Source organism: Flavobacterium fluvii (assembly GCF_900129545.1).
Classification (GTDB): Bacteria; Bacteroidota; Bacteroidia; order Flavobacteriales; family Flavobacteriaceae; genus Flavobacterium; species Flavobacterium fluvii.
Window position 1 is genome coordinate 980,809 of record NZ_FQWB01000001.1, and the last position, 18,419, is coordinate 999,227.

Consider the following 18,419-nt stretch of genomic DNA (forward strand, 5'->3'; position numbering starts at 1 on the left):
CGTAAATCCGGTGAATATTGGAATTATGTTCTATAGCCAAAAATGGAAAAAAACTAATTGTGGAATAACTCCCACAAGAAATCCAATTCCTAATTCTTTGGGCGTGTGTGCCTCCATTTCCAATCTTGATGAAGCAACGACACCATTCATGAACACAAGAAACGCAATGGTATAGATGTCATGGGTTTGATCGTGAATACTCAAGCCAATCACGAAAAGGGTCAAAGCACTTATGGCGACCATATGAAGACTGGCTTTTGTTTTAAAAAACAACAAAATCAAGGCCGAAAAAGTACTGAACAATCCTCCCAAGAAGAAAAAATAGAGTTCCGGAAAATGTTCTATGGTAATGCTTTTTCGTATCAATAAAATGGTCAAAAAACACAAAATAATCAACGGAATTTTACGCTGTGAAATCTCCGAAACCATAACGGAATCGACCTTTCCCAAGGTGCGTAACACGAAAAAAAACAGAATGGGCAAGATTATCGTGATAATCACTATTTGAAAAACGGCAAAATATTTTTCAGGATTTGAAAAATAAGGATCATTCCCAAAAAAGTAAAACAAGGCCGCATAAACCGGAATGAATATCGGATGGAATAAATAGGAAAAAAAAGGAAGTATTTTTTTTAAATTCATTCTATAAAGTTAAAGGAAAAATCTGAAATCGTTAATCTGCAATCTGAATTCTTAAATCTTCTTCCTCATCCTCGCCACGGGAATATCGAGTTGTTCACGGTATTTTGCGATGGTTCTTCTGGCAATTGGGTAGCCTTTTTCCAAAAGAATTTCTGCCAATTGATCGTCTGGAAGCGGTTTTTGTTTGTCTTCTTCTTCAATCACGTTTTGTAGAATCTTCTTGATTTCGAGCGTTGAAACGTCTTCGCCTTGGTCATTTTTCATCGCTTCCGAGAAGAATTCCTTTATCAGTTTCGTTCCATAAGGCGTTTCCACGTATTTGCTGTTGGCCACACGAGAAATGGTCGAAATATCCAAACCAACCATGTCCGCGATGTCTTTCAAGATCATTGGTTTTAGCTTGGTTTCGTCGCCTTCCAAAAAGTATTCTCTTTGGTAATGCATAATGGCGTTCATCGTCACATAAAGCGTTTCCTGACGTTGTTTGATGGCATCAATAAACCATTTGGCCGAATCCAGTTTTTGTTTGATAAACTGCACGGCGTCTTTCTGTGCACTCGATTTATCACGGGAACTTTTATAAGTCTGCATCATTTCCTGATAATCTTTGGAAACGTGCAGGGAAGGAGCATTTCTTCCGTTTAGGGTCAAAACCAATTCGTCTTCCTCAATTCGAATGGCAAAATCAGGAACGACGTGTTCGGTGATTTTGTTGCTTCCGGTAAAAGAACCACCTGGTTTAGGGTTCAGTTTTTCTATTTCGTTGATGGCAGTTTTGAGTTGCTCATTCGAAACAGCATATTTTTGCAACAGTTTGTCGTAATGTTTTTTGGTAAAAGCATCAAACTGGTTTTCGATAATATCAATGGCCAACGCAATATATTCCGTAGGGGTTTTGTGTTTCAATTGCAACAACAAACATTCCTGCAAGTCACGTGCGCCAACGCCCGAAGGTTCCAATTCGTGGATGATGTGCAACATTCTTTCGACCGTTTTCTCATCGGTATAAATCCCTTGGGTAAACGCCATGTCATCAACCAAATCGGGAGTGCTTCGTCGGATATAACCCATGTCGTCAATACTTCCCACCAAAAATTCGGCAATTTCCCGCTCGTCATTATTCAGTATAAAAGTGTTCAACTGATTGATTAAATCCTGGTGAAAACTGATGGGTGCTACCAACGGCGACTCCCGTTCTTCATCGTCATCGCTGTAATTATTGGCTTGGGTTTTATAATCAGGAGTTTCGTCGCTGCTTAGATATTCGTCAATGTTGATATCGCTGGTATCTTCGCTGTCGGTATCATCATAATCGTCGAATTCATCGTTGGAATCATCGTTGTTGAATTCGTCATTATCGTAAATTTCGTCGTCTTCAGTTCCTGTCTCCAATGCCGGATTCTCGTTCATTTCTTCCAGCAAACGTTGTTCGAATGCTTGCGTGGGCAATTGAATTAACTTCATCAACTGGATTTGTTGTGGAGATAATTTTTGGGACAGTTTAAGATTTAAAAATTGTTTTAACATAATAAGACGCTAATTTAATTTGCCACGAAGGCACTAAGGCGCAAAGTTTCTTGTTTTATTAAAAAGAAAAAATCTGCAAGTTTTATTAATAATTTGACCTTGTGTTTATGAATCTTTTTATTCCGTTTTTTATTAATGGGACATTAAAATTGATTAAAAATCCCAATTGATTTTCTGTTAATTTTAAATGACTAATGATTTGTGCTTGCCAGACTGGATTTACAATTTCGACAGCTTTTACTTCTATAATTACTGTGTTTTCAACTATTAAATCGAGTCTTAATTTTTCTTTAAGTGTTACCCCATCATATATAATTGGCACATCAATTTGACTTTGAACTTCCAATCCTGCTTTGCTTATTTCATACGCTAAACAAACTTCATAAACTCTTTCCAATAAACCAGGCCCAAGATTCTTATGAACTTTAAAGGCAGAATTCACGATTATCTTTGCTATTTCTTCAGTTCTTTCGTCTATCATTTATTTTGCCGCTAAGACGCTAAGGCGCCAAGTTATTCATTGTTTTGTGTTATAACTTATAAGTCATTCTTAAAACTTTAATTTCTTCAAAAAAAGTATTAGTTAAACCAAAAAACCTTCGTGCCTTGGCGTCTTCGTGGCAAGTCTTTAGTGTCTTAGAACTCTGCGTTTTGCGGTGTTCTTGGAAAAGGAATTACGTCACGAATATTGGTCATTCCCGTTACAAAAAGTACCAGTCTTTCGAATCCAAGTCCGAAACCGGAGTGAACGGCACTTCCGAATCGGCGGGTATCCAAATACCACCATAATTCTTCTTCGTCAATTCCCAAAACTTTCATTTTTTCGACCAAAACGTCAAAACGTTCTTCTCTTTGTGAGCCTCCCACGATTTCTCCAATTCCCGGGAAAAGGATGTCCATCGCACGAACCGTTTTTCCGTCTTCGTTCAAACGCATGTAAAATGCCTTGATATTGGCCGGATAATCAAACAAGATTACTGGACTTTTAAAATGTTTTTCCACCAGATAACGCTCGTGTTCCGATTGTAAATCAGCTCCCCATTCGTTGATGATGTATTGAAATTTTTTCTTTTTATTTGGAGCGGAATCTCTTAAGATGTCAATCGCTTCGGTGTAAGAAACCCGTTTGAAGTTGTTTTCCAAAACAAAGTTTAGTTTTTCCAGCAAAGCCATTTCGCTTCTTTCGGCTTGTGGTTTTGATTTTTCTTCTTCCAATAAACGACCCTCCAAAAATTTCAAATCATCAGCACATTTCTCCATCGTGTATTTGATTACATATTGGATAAAATCTTCAGCCAAATCCATATTGTCATTCAAATTATTGAAAGCCACTTCGGGTTCAATCATCCAGAATTCCGCCAAATGGCGAGAAGTATTGGAGTTTTCCGCCCTGAATGTGGGCCCAAAAGTATAAATCTGGCCCAAAGCCATGGCGAAAGTTTCTCCTTCCAATTGACCGGAAACGGTTAAGTTCGTATGTTTTCCGAAGAAATCTTTTTTGTAATCAATGTTGCCTTCTTCGTTTTTGGGTAAATTGTCCAATGGCAAGGATGTCACTTGGAACATTTCTCCCGCACCTTCTGCATCTGCTCCGGTGATGATTGGGGTGTTCACATACACAAAACCTTTTTGCTGAAAATAACTGTGAACGGCATAAGACAAAACCGAACGCACTCGCATAATCGCTCCAAAAGCATTGGTTCGTACTCTTAAATGCGCATTTTCACGCAAGAATTCCAAGGAATGTTTTTTGGGTTGCATCGGGAATTTCTCCGCATCCGAATCGCCAAGGATTTCCAGTTTCTTGACCTGAATTTCGTATTTCTGGCCAGCACCTTTGCTTTCTACCAAATCGCCTGTAACCGAAACTGCCGCTCCAGTCGTGATTCTTTTCAAAGTTTCTTCTGAAGTATTTTCAAAATCTACAACACATTGTATGTTGTTGATGGTAGAACCGTCGTTCAATGCGATAAATTGATTGTTCCTAAAAGTTCTTACCCATCCTTTTGCATTTACTTCGTGAAGTGTATTCGTACTATTTAGTAAGTCTTTAACTCTAGTATGTCTCATCTTAATTTAAATTATAGATTTTCGATTCTTCAATCGAATTACAAATATAATTTATTTGTTTGGAAAAGTCATTGACAGATTAGGGTATAGTTTATAATTCATTCGGTTTTAATACCATTTTTATAGGTGTGTTTTATTTGTCCTGTACTTGTATAAAGGATGCCGTTTACCTCTTCGCTATTACTCCATTCTCCAACAAATTTTTCCTTGTTTGCATATATCAATGTTCCTTGACCATTTTGTCTACTATTTAAAAAACCACCAACATATTTATCTCCATTTGGCCAGATATAAGTTCCTTGTCCAGTTCGGTTACCGTCTTTCCATTCGCCAGAATATTTTTCTTTATTGTCATATAGCATTGTGCCTTTACCGTTAGGGTTACCATCTTTCCATTCTCCAATATATTTGTCGTTATTGCCAAATATCATAGTGCCTTGACCGTTAAAATTATTTTCTTTGAAATTACCAACATAACTACAATTTTTACCATTGTCAGTTAATGTCATGGTGCCTTTGCCATTACGTTTATTTTCTTTCCATTCACCAATATATTTGCCGTTTTGATAATACATTGTTCCTTCCCCATTTCTTAATCCCTCTTTAAAATTACCAACATAATATGCGCCATCTTGATATATTCTAATTCCCTGACCGTTAAATTTGTTATCTTTAGGTTCTCTGGAATATTTTGATTCCTTTGCAAAAGTTAAGAATCCTAGGTCTTTTCCTTTTCCGTCACTCCATTTGCCAACGTATTTTTCTTCCTTAGGAGTGTAAAAAGTGCCTTGCCCATAAAATAGGTTGTTTTTCCATTCGCCAATATATTTAGCACCATTATTATAAGTTACCGATCCTTGTCCATTTAGCGAACCATCTTTGTATTCACCAGCATATTTTCCAGAATTTTTAATTTCATAAGTTCCAAAACCATCCAATCTATTATCTTTCCAGTTGCCTTCTGCAATTCCTCCTCTCAATATCGCTCTGCCTTTTCCATTTGCTTTTCCATTTGCAATTTCACCTTTATAATAGCCACAATTTTTTTCGAAAGGGCAAATTTTAATCGAATCGTTTTCAATTGTATTGCGAACTGCTTTTTGAGATGTTGTATTTTGAGAGTTGCAATGGATGCTGATTATTAAAAATAAAAAAGCTATGGTTTTTTTCATTTTGTAGGTTTTATATGTATCAAATGTACTAATTCTCAAACAACAAATCCTACTTTACAAAGTGAGATTTGTTGAAGTATTATGATTTTGTATATTGAATTATCCACAAACAGTATTTTTCTAAACAAAAAGTTGTTTCCATTGGTTATGATAAAAAAAGCACCCAAAAATCATTAAATTAGATTTTGGGTGCTTTTTTTAATCTTGAAAAGGGGGAAAGATTTGACAGCTTTTTGAAAGTTGTCAAATCTAAAGTCTCTTCAAGGGTTTTTGAAAAACAATTTATCCTTTCTTCAAAGCATCAATTTCTTCATCGCTGTGTTCCAAGATGTCAATTTTTGGTTCGATGAATTCCTGCTCATTGGCCAATGTTTTGTTCAAAGTTAAAACTAAAGCAGGCAACAACATTAAATTGGACAACATTCCGAACAACAACGTCACGGAAACTAGTCCTCCAAGTGCAATTGTTCCTCCAAAACTGGACAACATAAAGACCGAAAAACCAAAGAACAACACGATGGAAGTATAAAACATGCTCAAACCGGCATCAGCAAAAGTGGCGTAAACAGATTTTCTGATTTTCCAGTTGTTTTTCTTCAATTCCTCCCGGTATTGTGACAGGAATCGAACGGTGTCATCCACCGAAAGCCCAAATGCGATTCCGAAAACCAATATCGTTGACGGTTTCAACGGAATATCAAAAAATCCCATAATTCCGGCGGTTAGCAACAACGGCAATAGATTTGGAATAATGGAAACCAAAATCATTTTGAACGAACGAAACATAAACCCGATTAAAAGTGCGGTCAGGAAAAAAGCAAAAATCAAAGAGGAAAGCAAATTATCCAGCAAGTAGCCCGTTCCTTTTTGGAAAACCAATGCTTTTCCGGTAATGGTTACGTTATATCGTTCCGGCGGGAATATTTTGTTGGCTTCTTCGCGAATTTCGGCTTCAATTTTTGGAATGGCTCCTCCATTTTCGTCTCGCATAAAAGTCGTGATTCGGGCATATTGACCAGTCGAATCCACATAACTTTTCATGATGTCGCCTTTGGCGTTTTTGGTCGCGTTTTTGGCATACGACAAAATAAAAGCCTGTTCTTGTGAAGTCGGTAATTCGTAATAATCTGGATTTCCGTTATAATAAGCTTGTTTGGAATATTTCACCAAATTGACAATCGAAATAGGTTTTGACAATCCTTGAATTTCGTCAATCTCCTTTTCCAATTCTTCCATTCGCTTGAGCGTGGAAAGTTTCATGACTCCTTTTTTGTGTTTGGTGTCAATCATTATTTCAAGAGGCATCACTCCGTCAAACTCTTTTTCGAAGAAAATAATATCTTGGAAAAAGGGCGCTTTTTTTGGCATGTCTTCTATGATGCTGCCCGATATGCGCATTTTGTAAATTCCGATGATGCTGAATACAAGGAGTGAAACAGCAACCACGTAGATGGAAAATCGGTTTTCTTTCACGTTTCGCAAAATCCAGTCCATAAACGATTTTACGTAACCGCGATCCAGGTGTTCGATATGACGGTCTTTTGGCGCCGGAATGTAACTGTGGAAAACTGGAATGACAATGATGCACAAAAAGAACAATGCCAATATGTTGATGGAAGTCACGTTTCCAAACTCAATGAGCAGCTTGTTGTTTGAGGTGATGAAGGTAAAGAAACCGATGGCTGTCGTTACGTTGGTCATCAATGTTGCCATACCTATTTTGGTGGTAACACGCTGCAGGGCTTTGGCTTTATTTCGGTGGACTTTGTATTCCTGGTGGTATTTATTCGTCAAGAAAATGCAGTTCGGAATTCCGATGACAATGATTAATGAAGGTACCAAAGCGGTTAAAACCGTGATTTCGTAATTTAATAATCCCAAGAAACCAAAAGACCACATTACACCAATAATCACGATGATTATCGAAATCAAAGTGGCTCTAAAACTTCTGAAAAAGAAAAAGAAAAGTAGGGAAGTTACCAATAATGAAGCCCCGATAAAAAGACTTATTTCACTAATGATAGTCTGTGCATTGAGCGTTCGGATGTAAGGCATTCCAGAAACACGAAGATCAATTTTGGTTTCTTTTTCGAATGCTTCTACGGCTGGAACTAATATGTTTACAATAAAATCTTTTCGGATTGGAGAATTTACGATCTTCTTGTCCAAATAAATGGCAGAACGAATGGTTCCCGATCTTTTGTTGAACAATAATCCTTCGTAGAAAGGCAAATCGTTAAAGAGTTCCTTTTTTATTTTTTCCAGATAAACTTTGTCGGTGGTTTTGCCTTGATCGACAAAAGGAACCAATTCGAATTTTTCGAGTGTATCGTTTTTTTGTAATTTCTTTAAATCGTTTAATGAAATAACCAACTCAACCGCTTTGTCTCCTTTTAGGGTGTTCATTAATTTAGCCCAAGCGGCATAAGCCTTTGGAGTAAAAAATGTTTTGTCTTTTACGCCAATGATGACCAAATTTCCTTCTTCGCCGAACTTGTTTAAAAAAGCATTGTACTCTATGTTGACAATGTTGTCGTCTGGAAGCATGTTGGCTTCCGTATGCGTAAAATGGATGTTTTTCCATTGCATTGCCAATAAGACTGTTACCGTTATAATAATCGACAACATTAAAATTCTATTTCTAAGTACGATTCGGGCTATTAATTCCCAAAATCCCAAACTAAACCATTTGACCATATTGATTTTTTAAGATTGGCAAAGGTAGTTAATAGACCTATTATGTGATAAGTTTTAAGAGAACCTTTTTTTGTTAATTTCAGTGTTATTTTTTTATTTTTATTTCACCATAAAAATAAATTTATTGGATGTAATTTATATATTTGGAATTCTCATCTTTGTACGAAAGATATTGAAGCAATAACTTATGAAAAATCACAAGAACACCATATTTTATTTAGTAGTTACAGGCGGTTTTTCAGCTTTGATATATTGGATTTTAACAATGGGCAAAAGATTGGAAGTCCATAAAAAGTACACTCGTTCTGTAGTTGAAAATGGACATTGGAATGATTTTGTGGATTCCATGTCGCTTAATTTGCACCATCCTTTAGCCATACTTTTGGCACAAATTGTAACCATAATAATAGTCGCCCGATTTTTTGGCTGGGTTTTTAGAAAAATTGGACAACCTTCCGTAATTGGTGAAATCATCGCGGGAATTGTTCTTGGTCCCTCATTGTTGGGCTTGTATTTTCCCGAGTTTTCCCAGACCTTGTTTCCTGTTGCTTCTTTAGGAAATTTGCAGTTTTTGAGCCAAATAGGATTGATACTCTTTATGTTCGTCATTGGTATGGAACTCGACTTGAAAGTATTGCAAAACAGGGCTAAAGACGCGGTTGTTATCAGTCATGCCAGTATCGTGATTCCTTTTGCTTTGGGAATAGGATTGGCTTATTTTGTTTATTTTAGATTTGCTCCAGAGGGTATTGCTTTTTTGCCTTTTGCCTTGTTTATGGGTATCGCCATGAGTATTACTGCTTTTCCTGTTTTGGCAAGAATTGTGCAGGAAAGAGGGATTCATAAAACCAAATTAGGAGCCGTTGTAATTACTTGCGCTGCAGCCGATGATATTACGGCTTGGTGTATTCTTGCTGCGGTAATCGCCATTGTAAAAGCCGGGACTTTCGTAAGTTCGGTCTATACCATTGGAATAGCAATTACCTACGTAATTGCCATGATTTATGTGGTAAAACCTTTTTTAAAAAAAATAGGGGAGTTATACGGAACCAAAGGCAATTTAAACAAGCCGGTGGTTGCCATTTTCTTTTTAACGTTAATCATTTCTTCTTATACGACCGAAATTATCGGGATTCACGCTCTTTTTGGAGCTTTCATGACTGGAGTAATTATGCCGGATATAACCAAATTTAGAAATCTTTTCATAGAAAAGGTGGAAGATGTTTCGGTGATATTGTTGCTTCCATTGTTTTTTGTTTTTACGGGTTTGCGAACAGAAATTGGTTTGCTGAATGACCCTTATCTCTGGAAAGTTACCGGATTTATTATTTTGGTTGCCGTTGCCGGAAAATTTTTTGGAAGTGCTTTGGCAGCCAAATTCGTTGGACAAAGTTGGAGAGACAGTTTAACTATTGGTGCTTTGATGAACACGCGCGGTTTGATGGAATTGATTGTGTTGAATATAGGTTTCGAATTGGGCGTGCTTACTGCCGAAGTCTTTACGATGATGGTTATTATGGCATTGGTCACTACTTTTATGACCGGTCCAGCATTGAATCTAATCAATTATATTTTCAAGACAAAAGATGTCGGAGTTTTGGACGAAATTCACGCTGTCGATAAATACAAGGTGTTGATTTCTTTTGGCAATAACGAAAAAGGGAAATCACTTTTGCGTTTGGCAAGCAGTTTGGTAAAAAAACAAAAAGAGACTTCCAGTATAACGGCTATGCACCTTACTTTGAGTGATGAGGTACATTCCTATAATTTGGAGCAGTACGAGAAAGACAATTTTATGCCGATACTTCAGGAATCCAAAGTGTTGAAACAAGAAATTACGACCTTGTTCCAGGCGACGGTGGATATCGAAACCAATATTGCCGATATTGCCAATACGGGCGAATATGATTTGCTTTTGGTAGGCCTTGGAAAATCGATTTTCGAAGGAACTTTACTCGGAAAGGTATTGGGATTCACGACAAGAATTATCAACCCGGATCGATTGATTGACAAGTTTACCGGTAAAGAAGGCTTGTTTGAAAATTCTCCTTTTGACGAAAGAACAAGACAGATTATTTCGAAAACCAAAATGCCTTTGGGAATTTTGGTAGACAAAGATTTGCAACACGTAAATCATGTTTTTATTCCAATTTTCAGTTCGGAAGATTCATTTTTGATGGATTATGCCCAAAAATTGATTTACAACAACAATTCTCATATCACGATTTTAGATGTAAATGGTTATGTGAAAACTAATTTTATATTGAAGAGCGCTCTCGATTCATTGGAACAGAAATATCCTTCCAACATTACTTTGGTTAATGATAAAATCATCAAAAAAGAGTTTTTGGCCAAGCAGGATTTAATGATAATCAGTATCGAAAGTTGGAAATTACTTGTTGATTCTCGCAGTATTTGGCTCAGTAGAGTGCCTTCGGTTTTGATTATGAAACATTAATTTTGCCAGTTGTTTCCACTCATTAAAAACACAACTATTTTTGAAAATAGTACAAAAAAAAGAGACTTGACAGGATTTAAATCTGTTAGGTCTCTTTTTGAAATCTAATGGGAGGTAAATTAAACCTACTATAACAATTCTTTCTCAAGAAGTTCGGGGAAATTTGTTGATAGAATATCAAGTAACGCCACTTTGTTCATGGGCTTTTGCCTGAATTCTGCGACTACATCTATCGATTCAGCTTTGGCTTTGTCGGCAGGGTTGCAGGAGCTGCTGAGCATTACAATGGTGATGTCCTCTTTGTTTTCTATATCCAAATTTCGATAAGTCTCAATAAATTCCCATCCATCCATGACAGGCATGTTGATGTCCAATAAAATCAGTTGAGGTTGAGGATAGTCAACTATGGATTCAAAATTTCCTTTTTTAGAAAGATATTCAAGGGCTTCTTTGCCATTTAAAGCTACATGAATATAATCTGTTAGATTGGCTTTTTGAAGAATTCTTTTGTTGATGAAATTGGTGGCCAAATCATCGTCAATCAACAAGATGCAATTTAGTTTTTGTTCTATATTTTCCATTGTAAGATGTTTTTTATATAAATTATTTTACAAGCTTTCTTCCAAAGGGAGTGTCCATTTGAATTTGCTTCCCTCGTTAAATTTGGATTCCACCCAAATTTTTCCTTTATGATGTTCTATGATTTTTTTGCAATGCGATAATCCTATACCGGTTCCTTGGTATTTGTTTCGGTTGTTCAATCGTTTAAAAATTACGAATATTTTGTCTTTGTCTTGCTCTTCAATCCCGATTCCATTGTCTTCGATTGAAAACAGCCAATTGTTTTCTTCTTTTGTTGCGGCTATTTTTATTTTTGGTGGTAGGTCTTTTTTTCGGAATTTATTGGCATTACTAATCAAATTTTGAAAAAGTTGCCTCATTTCGGTTGGATTACCTTCGATGACGGGCAGGTTTTTGTATTCGACAACAGCATTGCTTTCTTTTAAACTAACGTCCATGTCGGCGAGGACATGGGCAACAATTTCATTACAGTCAACACTGTTGCTTTTTCTTTCCTTGCCAATTCTGGAGTAGTCCAATAGCCCTTTGACCAATATCTGCATACGAGCCGTGGAACCGACAATGAATTCCAAATACTGTTTTTGGTCTTCATCCAGCTTTTTACCCAGCTCTTCTTGAAGCATCTCTATACATTGAATTACGGTAATCAATGGTTCCTGTAAATCGTGGGAAGCAATATAGGCGAATTGCTCCAACTCGGTGTTTTGAAATTCGAGTGTTCGGTTTTTTGCCAGCATTTCTTCTTGCATGGCACTTCGTTCATTGATGTTTCTCATTGTGCCTTCTACATAGAGTGGTTTTCCATTAGAATCACGCACAGTACGAGCATTTAGAGAGATAGCCAATATATTGCCTTCGCCATCAATATATCGGGTATCAAAATCGCTTACATATCCGTTCCTTTTTAATAAACCAAGTATTGTTTCACGGTCTTCTGGATTATAATATAATAATGAAGTTGAATTCCCTATGACGTCAGATCGCTTCATGTTAAAGTTTCTTTCAAACGATGGACTCAGGTCGATTACGATTCCGTCTAGTTCTGTTTTGTAATAGACGTCTTCAAAATTTTCATAGATGGAACGGAATTTTGCCTCACTTTCCTTTATTTTTTCGGTGGCTTCCAGCAAATGCTTTTCATTGAGGATTCTTTCGCTTATATTACGTCTGGTGCCTTCCACATAAATAGGTTTGCCATCGGCGTTATGAACAAGTTTTGCGTTGACGGATAAATAAACGGAATCTCCATTGGCTGTGATAAAACGTTCCTGATAGTCAATGATTTGTTGCTCTTTCAACATAATTTCATAAAAACGATCTACATCGGCAATGTCATAATAGTAATCCCTGATGTTTTTGCCAATCATTGATTCCTGTTTTTGATGCAAATGTTTTTCCACTGAAGGACCGATTTCTAGAATAGTGCCTTCTATATCTTTCTTGAAATAAATGTCCAAGGAATTTTCATAGATGGAACGGAATTTTTCTTCACTTTTTAGAAGTTTTTCTTCGGATAGTTTGGTTTCTATCGCTTTGGAAATAATGCCGGATATTACTTCTATTAATTTGACTTCTTCATCCAGAAATGAATATTCCTTTTTCAAGTTCTTTTCATCAAAATAGCCCACTTCTATGCTGCCGCATTCTTCTCCATTTACGCTAATCGATTTACGGACAAACCATTCGCTTTTCTGGTAATTGGCAGAAACGAACTCTTTTGCTTTTAATTGGATTCGACAATAGCTAATTTCCGGAAATTGCATCCCTTTTGGGATAATGTTAATACAGGCTTCCAGTTTTTTAAATTTTGGAAGTGATTTGTCGTAAAAGATTTCCGAAATTGTATAGAGGCAGTTGAGTTCTTTTATGCGTTCATTAAGAGAAAGGTTGTTTTTTTTCAACTCTGTTTCTTTTAATTTTAATTCGGTAATATTGGTGACAATCGTGATTACTCCAATGATGTTTCCTTCTCGATTTTTGATCGGGGATTTATGGATTTTCCAATATCTTCCTTCGTCGTCTTTTTCCTCGCTAAAAAAGGGAACTCCTTTTAAAACGGATTGGTAAGCCGAATTGATTTCTTCTTTTCGGTTTTCTTTTGTAATGAATTCGATATGATTTTTTCCGATTTTTATTTCGGTACCATACTCTTTTTTCATATACCTTGCATGGGTCGAATTGAAACTTAGATAGTTTAAATTGGTGTCCAGGGAGGAAATACTGATGCCGTTTGGACTTTCGATGGTAGCTTGTAAAATAGCATTTTTTAGATTGTTTTCCTGCTCGCTTATTTTTAATTCGCTCCTTTTGTTCGTTTTTTCGTCCAATATTGCTTTTAAAAACAAGATTGAGACCATATTTACAAATAAAAACAATTGTAACATGAAAAAATCTTTATTCCAATCACTGAAAATAAACCCGCCCATATGATGACCTGTGCAATATATGGCTATGATTGTAATTATTATGGTTATTAGAGTGATAATTTTCATCCCGAATCGACAGGCCGCCCATATCAATAAAAAGTAAAGAATGGATTCGTTGTTGGCATGTGATTCAAAAATATATAATGATAGGGATAGGGTAGAAATGATTAGGAGAAAGACTTCGGCTTTTTTTGCTGCAGACCATCCCGTTAATTCTTTGGTATTGGCTAACCAGGAAAGTACGAATGGCGTGAATAAAATGGAACCCAAAGTATTTCCCCTGAGCATATTGTTCCAGATTAAAATACAATTATCCAGAGTGAAATAGGGAGTCATTGCAAGCGGAATAAAACCAAGGCTAACACTTATAAAAGTTCCCAATAAACAGGCAATAGTAAAAAACAGGACATTTTTTTCGCTGTCGAAAGGATATTTGTTTTTGCACCACAATTGCGTCAAATAAGAAACAAGAAATGCATTAAGACCGGCTATTATTGGTCTGATGATACATAATATCGTGGGTTTGATAATTTCTTCAAATGTCGTGGCATTTTGAAAATCACTTTGATACAAACTTATGGAAAATAGTAAACTGCCTATTGCAACTCCAAGGATTGCTTTTCGTCCAAAGAGCAAAATTGCAGCTATGGAAAAACCCATTACGGGAAAAAAAGGAAGTATTTTAATTTCGGTAACAAATATATATAGGGATAATTTGGCAATAATAAAATACATAATTGTCGTAAAGGCGACAATTCTGGTCGTCGAATTTAGAAATGCTGGGATGTAGAAATCCCCGTTATTTTTATTTTCGTCCATTTTATTTGTTTACAGATTTCTTCTCCATGCAATCAATAGTTGAATTTTATTGATACCAGCTTTAATTCAATTTGTTAATCAATAATATTTGTAAGTTAAAGATTTTTTATTGTTGCAAGTATGTGTTTTATGTGTGTATAATTGCAATCAGACATTATATTATTAACCTGTTGCGCGTAATTTTTTAAAAACTAATTTCATGTAATTATAAATTACCCTGGAAATTTTCAAACAATCATTTTATATTTAAGGCAAATTTGCGATGTTTAGTGGTTAGTTTGATAACCAAAATACAAGTATAAATGACCAAAATTGTGTTTTTGAATTTTTTTGAAGTATTGGGTATTCTCAAAATAGAAAAAGAATGTTCTTGTAAGTGTTTTTTTTGAGTATATTGGATGGATTTGTGGTTTTCAAGAAAAACCAAGAGAAAGAAGTAATGGGCTAAAAGCAAAAATCCGTCCCAATTTTTATCGGGACGGATTTGATATTGTTTGTTTGAAGATTATACCTTCATAATTTCGGCTTCCTTAATAGCAAGATGCTCGTCAATTTTTTTGATAAAACTATTGGTCAGGTTTTGAACTTCTTCTTCGGCGCTTTTGCAAATATCTTCCGAAGTTCCTTCTTTTTCCAGTTTTTTAATTTCAGTATTGGCGTCTTTACGTGCATTTCTGATTCCGATTTTTGCATCTTCCGCTTCTGATTTGGCTTGTTTTGCCAATTCACGTCTTCTGTCCTCTGTCAAAGGCGGAACGCTGATAATGATTACGTCTCCATTGTTCATTGGATTGAAACCTAGATTAGCAATCATTATTGCTTTTTCTATAGTGTGCAACATATTTTTTTCGAATGGTTGCAGTGTAATGGTTCTTGCATCTGGAACGCTAATCTTTGATACTTGCGAAAGAGGAGTTGCAGATCCGTAATAATCTACAAAAACACTTCCCAACATTGCGGGAGATGCTTTTCCGGCACGGATATTCAAGAATGCTTTTTCTAAATGGGCAATAGAACCCGCCATGGATTCTTGTGTACTATCTAAAATAAATTCTATTTCTTCAGTCATATTTTTTAAGATTTCAGATTTGCTTCGCCAGTTCGCTGACGCTCGAGTCAGATTTCAGATGTGTTGCAATCTGCAAACTGCCGTCTGCTATTTATATATTTACTTCTGTTCCTACATTTTCTCCATCACAAATTTTCAACAAGTTGCCTTGTTTGTTCATGTCAAAAATTACGATGGGAAGTTTATTTTCTTGGCTCAACGTGAATGCCGTGGTGTCCATGACGTTCAATCCTTTTTTCAATACATCTTCAAAAGAGATGTAGTTGAATTTTGTTGCAGAGGCATCTTTTTCCGGATCGGCAGTGTAAACACCGTCAACACGCGTTCCTTTAAGGATTACATCGGCATTGATTTCCACGCCACGCAAAACCGCAGCGGTGTCGGTCGTGAAATACGGGTTTCCTGTTCCTGCTCCAAAAATCACGATTCTCCCTTTTTCAAGGTGACGATCGGCTCTTCTTTTGATGTAAGGCTCGGCAATGGACTCCATTTTCAAGGCTGTTTGCAAACGCGTTTTCATCCCTTTTTCTTCCAGTGCTCCTTGTAATGCCATTCCATTTATCACGGTGGCCAACATTCCCATATAATCGCCTTGAACGCGATCCATGCCGTTGCTTGCACCGGCAACACCTCTAAAAATATTTCCTCCGCCTATAACGATGGCTATTTCTACGCCTTTGTCATGCACTTTTTTGATTTCATCGGCATATTCGGCTAATCTTGCGGGATCAATGCCATATTGTCTTTCGCCCATTAACGCTTCACCACTTAATTTCAGAAGAATTCTTTTGTACTTCATTACTTTTTTTTAGTTGAGTTGTGCAAATATAGTCATAATCTGTTTTTTGAAATAATGTTTTTTAAAAAATACTATTTGATTTTATTCAAAGGTTTTTTTGTGAAGAATATTCTTTTGGCAATCTAATAAATGTTGCCAAATTTTATTTTTAAAGCAGTGAATTTGTGTGTAATAAATGAAAATCACGAAAAATGCAGAAGCCAAGTCATTATTTAAAACCAGAATAATTCCTGTGAAGCTTGATTTTAAAAGGGAAAACACGACCTTGAAAATTTATATAAAAAAACAAACTTAATTGGGTTTTTTTATATAAAAAATTGTAAATTAGTGACCTCAACCAAATCTACTTTTATTGCTTTAAATTTACTTTTCTTATCGGTGTTCAATAATTGTTTAACGACTTAAAAAACATCAAAATGAAAAATTTATTTGAAAGATTCTACGATTACATTTCAACTATTTTGTTTGGAGGTAAAAGAACGTCTCATTATTAATTAACGGCGTTTTATCACCTAAAATAAGTAGTGTATGGAATAAAAATACTTTGATTTATAACAAAACACATTGCAAATTGAAGTTTGCATTTGTTATGTGTTTTAGTTTTTAATTTATTATTGGACTAAACTTTGTTCGAATAAAGTTACGTCTATAGCATCATTTACGCTGTAATCGCCAATTTTTGTTCTGCGCAACACAGTCAAGTGTGAGCCTGAATCCATTGCTTTGCCAAAATCATAGGCCAAGGAACGGATGTATGTTCCTTTACTGCAAACCACTCTGAAATCAACTTCAGGAAGTGCAATTCGGGTGATTTCGAATTCGTGAATGGTTGTTTTTCGACTGGCTATTTCTATTGTTTCTCCGGCTCGTGCGTGTTCGTATAAGCGAACGCCGTCTTTTTTTATGGCAGAAAAGATAGGTGGCTTTTGGTCAATTTCTCCCAAGAACTGTTTTACGGTTTCGTGAATTAAGGATTCGTCAATATGCGAAGTGTCGAAAGTTTCGTCTATTTCGGTTTCTAAATCGTAGGATGGTGTAGTGGCTCCAATATAAAAAGTTCCCGTGTATTCTTTGGCTTGGCCTTGCAGTTCCGTTATTCTTTTGGTGAATTTCCCGGTGCAAACCAGTAATAATCCACTGGCCAAAGGGTCTAAAGTTCCAGCGTGCCCAATTTTGAATTTTTTGGGAAGCCCTGCTTTGTTGATTAGGGCATATTTTAATTTATTGACGGCTTGAAAGGAAGTCCAATGTAAAGGTTTGTCAATCAAGATGATTTGTCCGTTCAAGAAGTCTTCTGCAGTTTTCAAGGGAAATTATTTTAAGTATGAAAAGTAAATCAACAAAAAGGTTCCCATAATAATTCGATACCAACCCCAAGGTTTGAAACCAAATTTATTGATTATTCCAATGAAGAATTTGATGGCTAAAATGGCAACTATAAAAGCAACTATGTTTCCAATCAAAAACATCATGATATTATCGTTTGATTTTAAAATCAATTCATAACCTTTCATTTGTGAAGTTTCATAAGTTTTCAGAAAAACTGAATAACAAGTTACCGCCAGCATTGTTGGAACTGCCAGAAAAAACGAAAATTCCGCTGCCGTATTACGTGATAATTCTTGTTGCATTCCGCCAATTATGGAAGCCGCAGATCGACTTGTTCCGGGCATCATCGCCAAGCATTGCCAAAAACCAATCGTCACCGCTTTTTTTACGGTAATGTCTTCTTCATTTACAATAGTGGTTTTGTCCTTGAAATGTTGGTCAACAAAAAGCAGAATCACTCCTCCTAGAATTAAAACTATCGCGATAGGAATAGGATCACCCAAAACGGCTTCAATTTTGTCATCGAATAATTTTCCCAAGACCAAGGCTGGAATTACGGCAAAAGCCAATTTGGTATAAAAGTTAATTCCGATTTTTAAGGTAGGGAAAGCCAAGAATTTCTTCCAATATAAAACCACGACGGCCAAAATGGCGCCAAATTGAATCGATACTTGAAAAAGTTTTACGAAATCATCCTCTTGGATTCCAAAATAGGAACTCGTAAAAATCATGTGAGCTGTGGAAGAAATAGGAAGATATTCTGTTAATCCCTCAATAATGGCAATAATGATGGCTTGAAATGTATTCATTTTAGATTTTGGTTTTCAAT

General features: G+C 36.1%; 13 protein-coding genes. 1 reads left to right on the plus strand and 12 read right to left on the minus strand.

Features of this window, described 5'->3' with window-relative positions; all coding sequences use genetic code 11:
* Window positions 1–30 precede the first annotated feature (30 nt).
* The 6 genes from BUC16_RS04010 to BUC16_RS04035 form a co-directional block, all read right to left on the minus strand.
* Complete coding sequence (locus tag BUC16_RS04010) at window positions 31–642, minus strand: hypothetical protein (protein ID WP_073368110.1); 612 nt, start codon at window positions 640–642, stop codon at window positions 31–33.
* Between the two features lie 51 nt (window positions 643–693).
* Window positions 694–2,169, minus strand: a complete 1,476-nt coding sequence (gene rpoN, locus BUC16_RS04015) for an RNA polymerase factor sigma-54 (protein WP_073368112.1) — start codon at window positions 2,167–2,169, stop codon at window positions 694–696.
* Between the two features lie 85 nt (window positions 2,170–2,254).
* On the minus strand, window positions 2,255–2,650 hold the full coding sequence (locus BUC16_RS04020) for a GxxExxY protein (protein ID WP_073368113.1): 396 nt from the start codon (window positions 2,648–2,650) through the stop codon (window positions 2,255–2,257).
* Between the two features lie 155 nt (window positions 2,651–2,805).
* Window positions 2,806–4,239 (minus strand): asparagine--tRNA ligase, encoded by a 1,434-nt coding sequence (gene asnS, locus BUC16_RS04025; RefSeq protein ID WP_073368115.1) that lies wholly within the window; start codon window positions 4,237–4,239, stop codon window positions 2,806–2,808.
* 98 nt (window positions 4,240–4,337) lie between these two features.
* On the minus strand, window positions 4,338–5,411 hold the full coding sequence (locus BUC16_RS04030; RefSeq protein WP_073368117.1) for an MORN repeat-containing protein: 1,074 nt from the start codon (window positions 5,409–5,411) through the stop codon (window positions 4,338–4,340).
* A 282-nt stretch (window positions 5,412–5,693) separates the two neighbouring features.
* Complete coding sequence (locus BUC16_RS04035; protein WP_073368118.1) at window positions 5,694–8,108, minus strand: efflux RND transporter permease subunit; 2,415 nt, start codon at window positions 8,106–8,108, stop codon at window positions 5,694–5,696.
* Between the two features lie 187 nt (window positions 8,109–8,295).
* Between BUC16_RS04035 and BUC16_RS04040 the strand changes: the two genes are divergently transcribed.
* The gene (locus BUC16_RS04040; protein ID WP_073368120.1) at window positions 8,296–10,566 is read left to right on the plus strand and encodes a cation:proton antiporter; all 2,271 of its coding nucleotides are present in this window, start codon (window positions 8,296–8,298) and stop codon (window positions 10,564–10,566) included.
* A 128-nt stretch (window positions 10,567–10,694) separates the two neighbouring features.
* On the opposite strand, the gene BUC16_RS04045 is transcribed toward BUC16_RS04040, so the two are convergent.
* The 6 genes from BUC16_RS04045 to BUC16_RS04075 all read right to left on the minus strand — a co-directional run bounded on the left by BUC16_RS04045 (window position 10,695) and on the right by BUC16_RS04075 (window position 18,399).
* On the minus strand, window positions 10,695–11,147 hold the full coding sequence (locus tag BUC16_RS04045) for a response regulator (protein WP_244534337.1): 453 nt from the start codon (window positions 11,145–11,147) through the stop codon (window positions 10,695–10,697).
* Window positions 11,148–11,174: 27 nt separating this feature from the next.
* Window positions 11,175–14,393, minus strand: a complete 3,219-nt coding sequence (locus BUC16_RS04050) for a PAS domain S-box protein (protein ID WP_073368122.1) — start codon at window positions 14,391–14,393, stop codon at window positions 11,175–11,177.
* Window positions 14,394–14,898: 505 nt separating this feature from the next.
* Window positions 14,899–15,462 (minus strand): ribosome recycling factor, encoded by a 564-nt coding sequence (gene frr / locus BUC16_RS04060; RefSeq protein ID WP_073368125.1) that lies wholly within the window; start codon window positions 15,460–15,462, stop codon window positions 14,899–14,901.
* A gap of 91 nt (window positions 15,463–15,553) precedes the next feature.
* The gene (gene pyrH, locus BUC16_RS04065) at window positions 15,554–16,261 is read right to left on the minus strand and encodes a UMP kinase (protein ID WP_073368126.1); all 708 of its coding nucleotides are present in this window, start codon (window positions 16,259–16,261) and stop codon (window positions 15,554–15,556) included.
* A gap of 611 nt (window positions 16,262–16,872) precedes the next feature.
* Window positions 16,873–17,568: a tRNA pseudouridine(55) synthase TruB gene (truB, locus tag BUC16_RS04070; protein WP_073368128.1), complete on the minus strand. Its 696-nt coding sequence runs from the start codon at window positions 17,566–17,568 to the stop codon at window positions 16,873–16,875.
* Window positions 17,569–17,574: 6 nt separating this feature from the next.
* The gene (locus tag BUC16_RS04075; protein WP_073368129.1) at window positions 17,575–18,399 is read right to left on the minus strand and encodes an undecaprenyl-diphosphate phosphatase; all 825 of its coding nucleotides are present in this window, start codon (window positions 18,397–18,399) and stop codon (window positions 17,575–17,577) included.
* Between the last annotated feature and the right edge of the window lie 20 nt (window positions 18,400–18,419).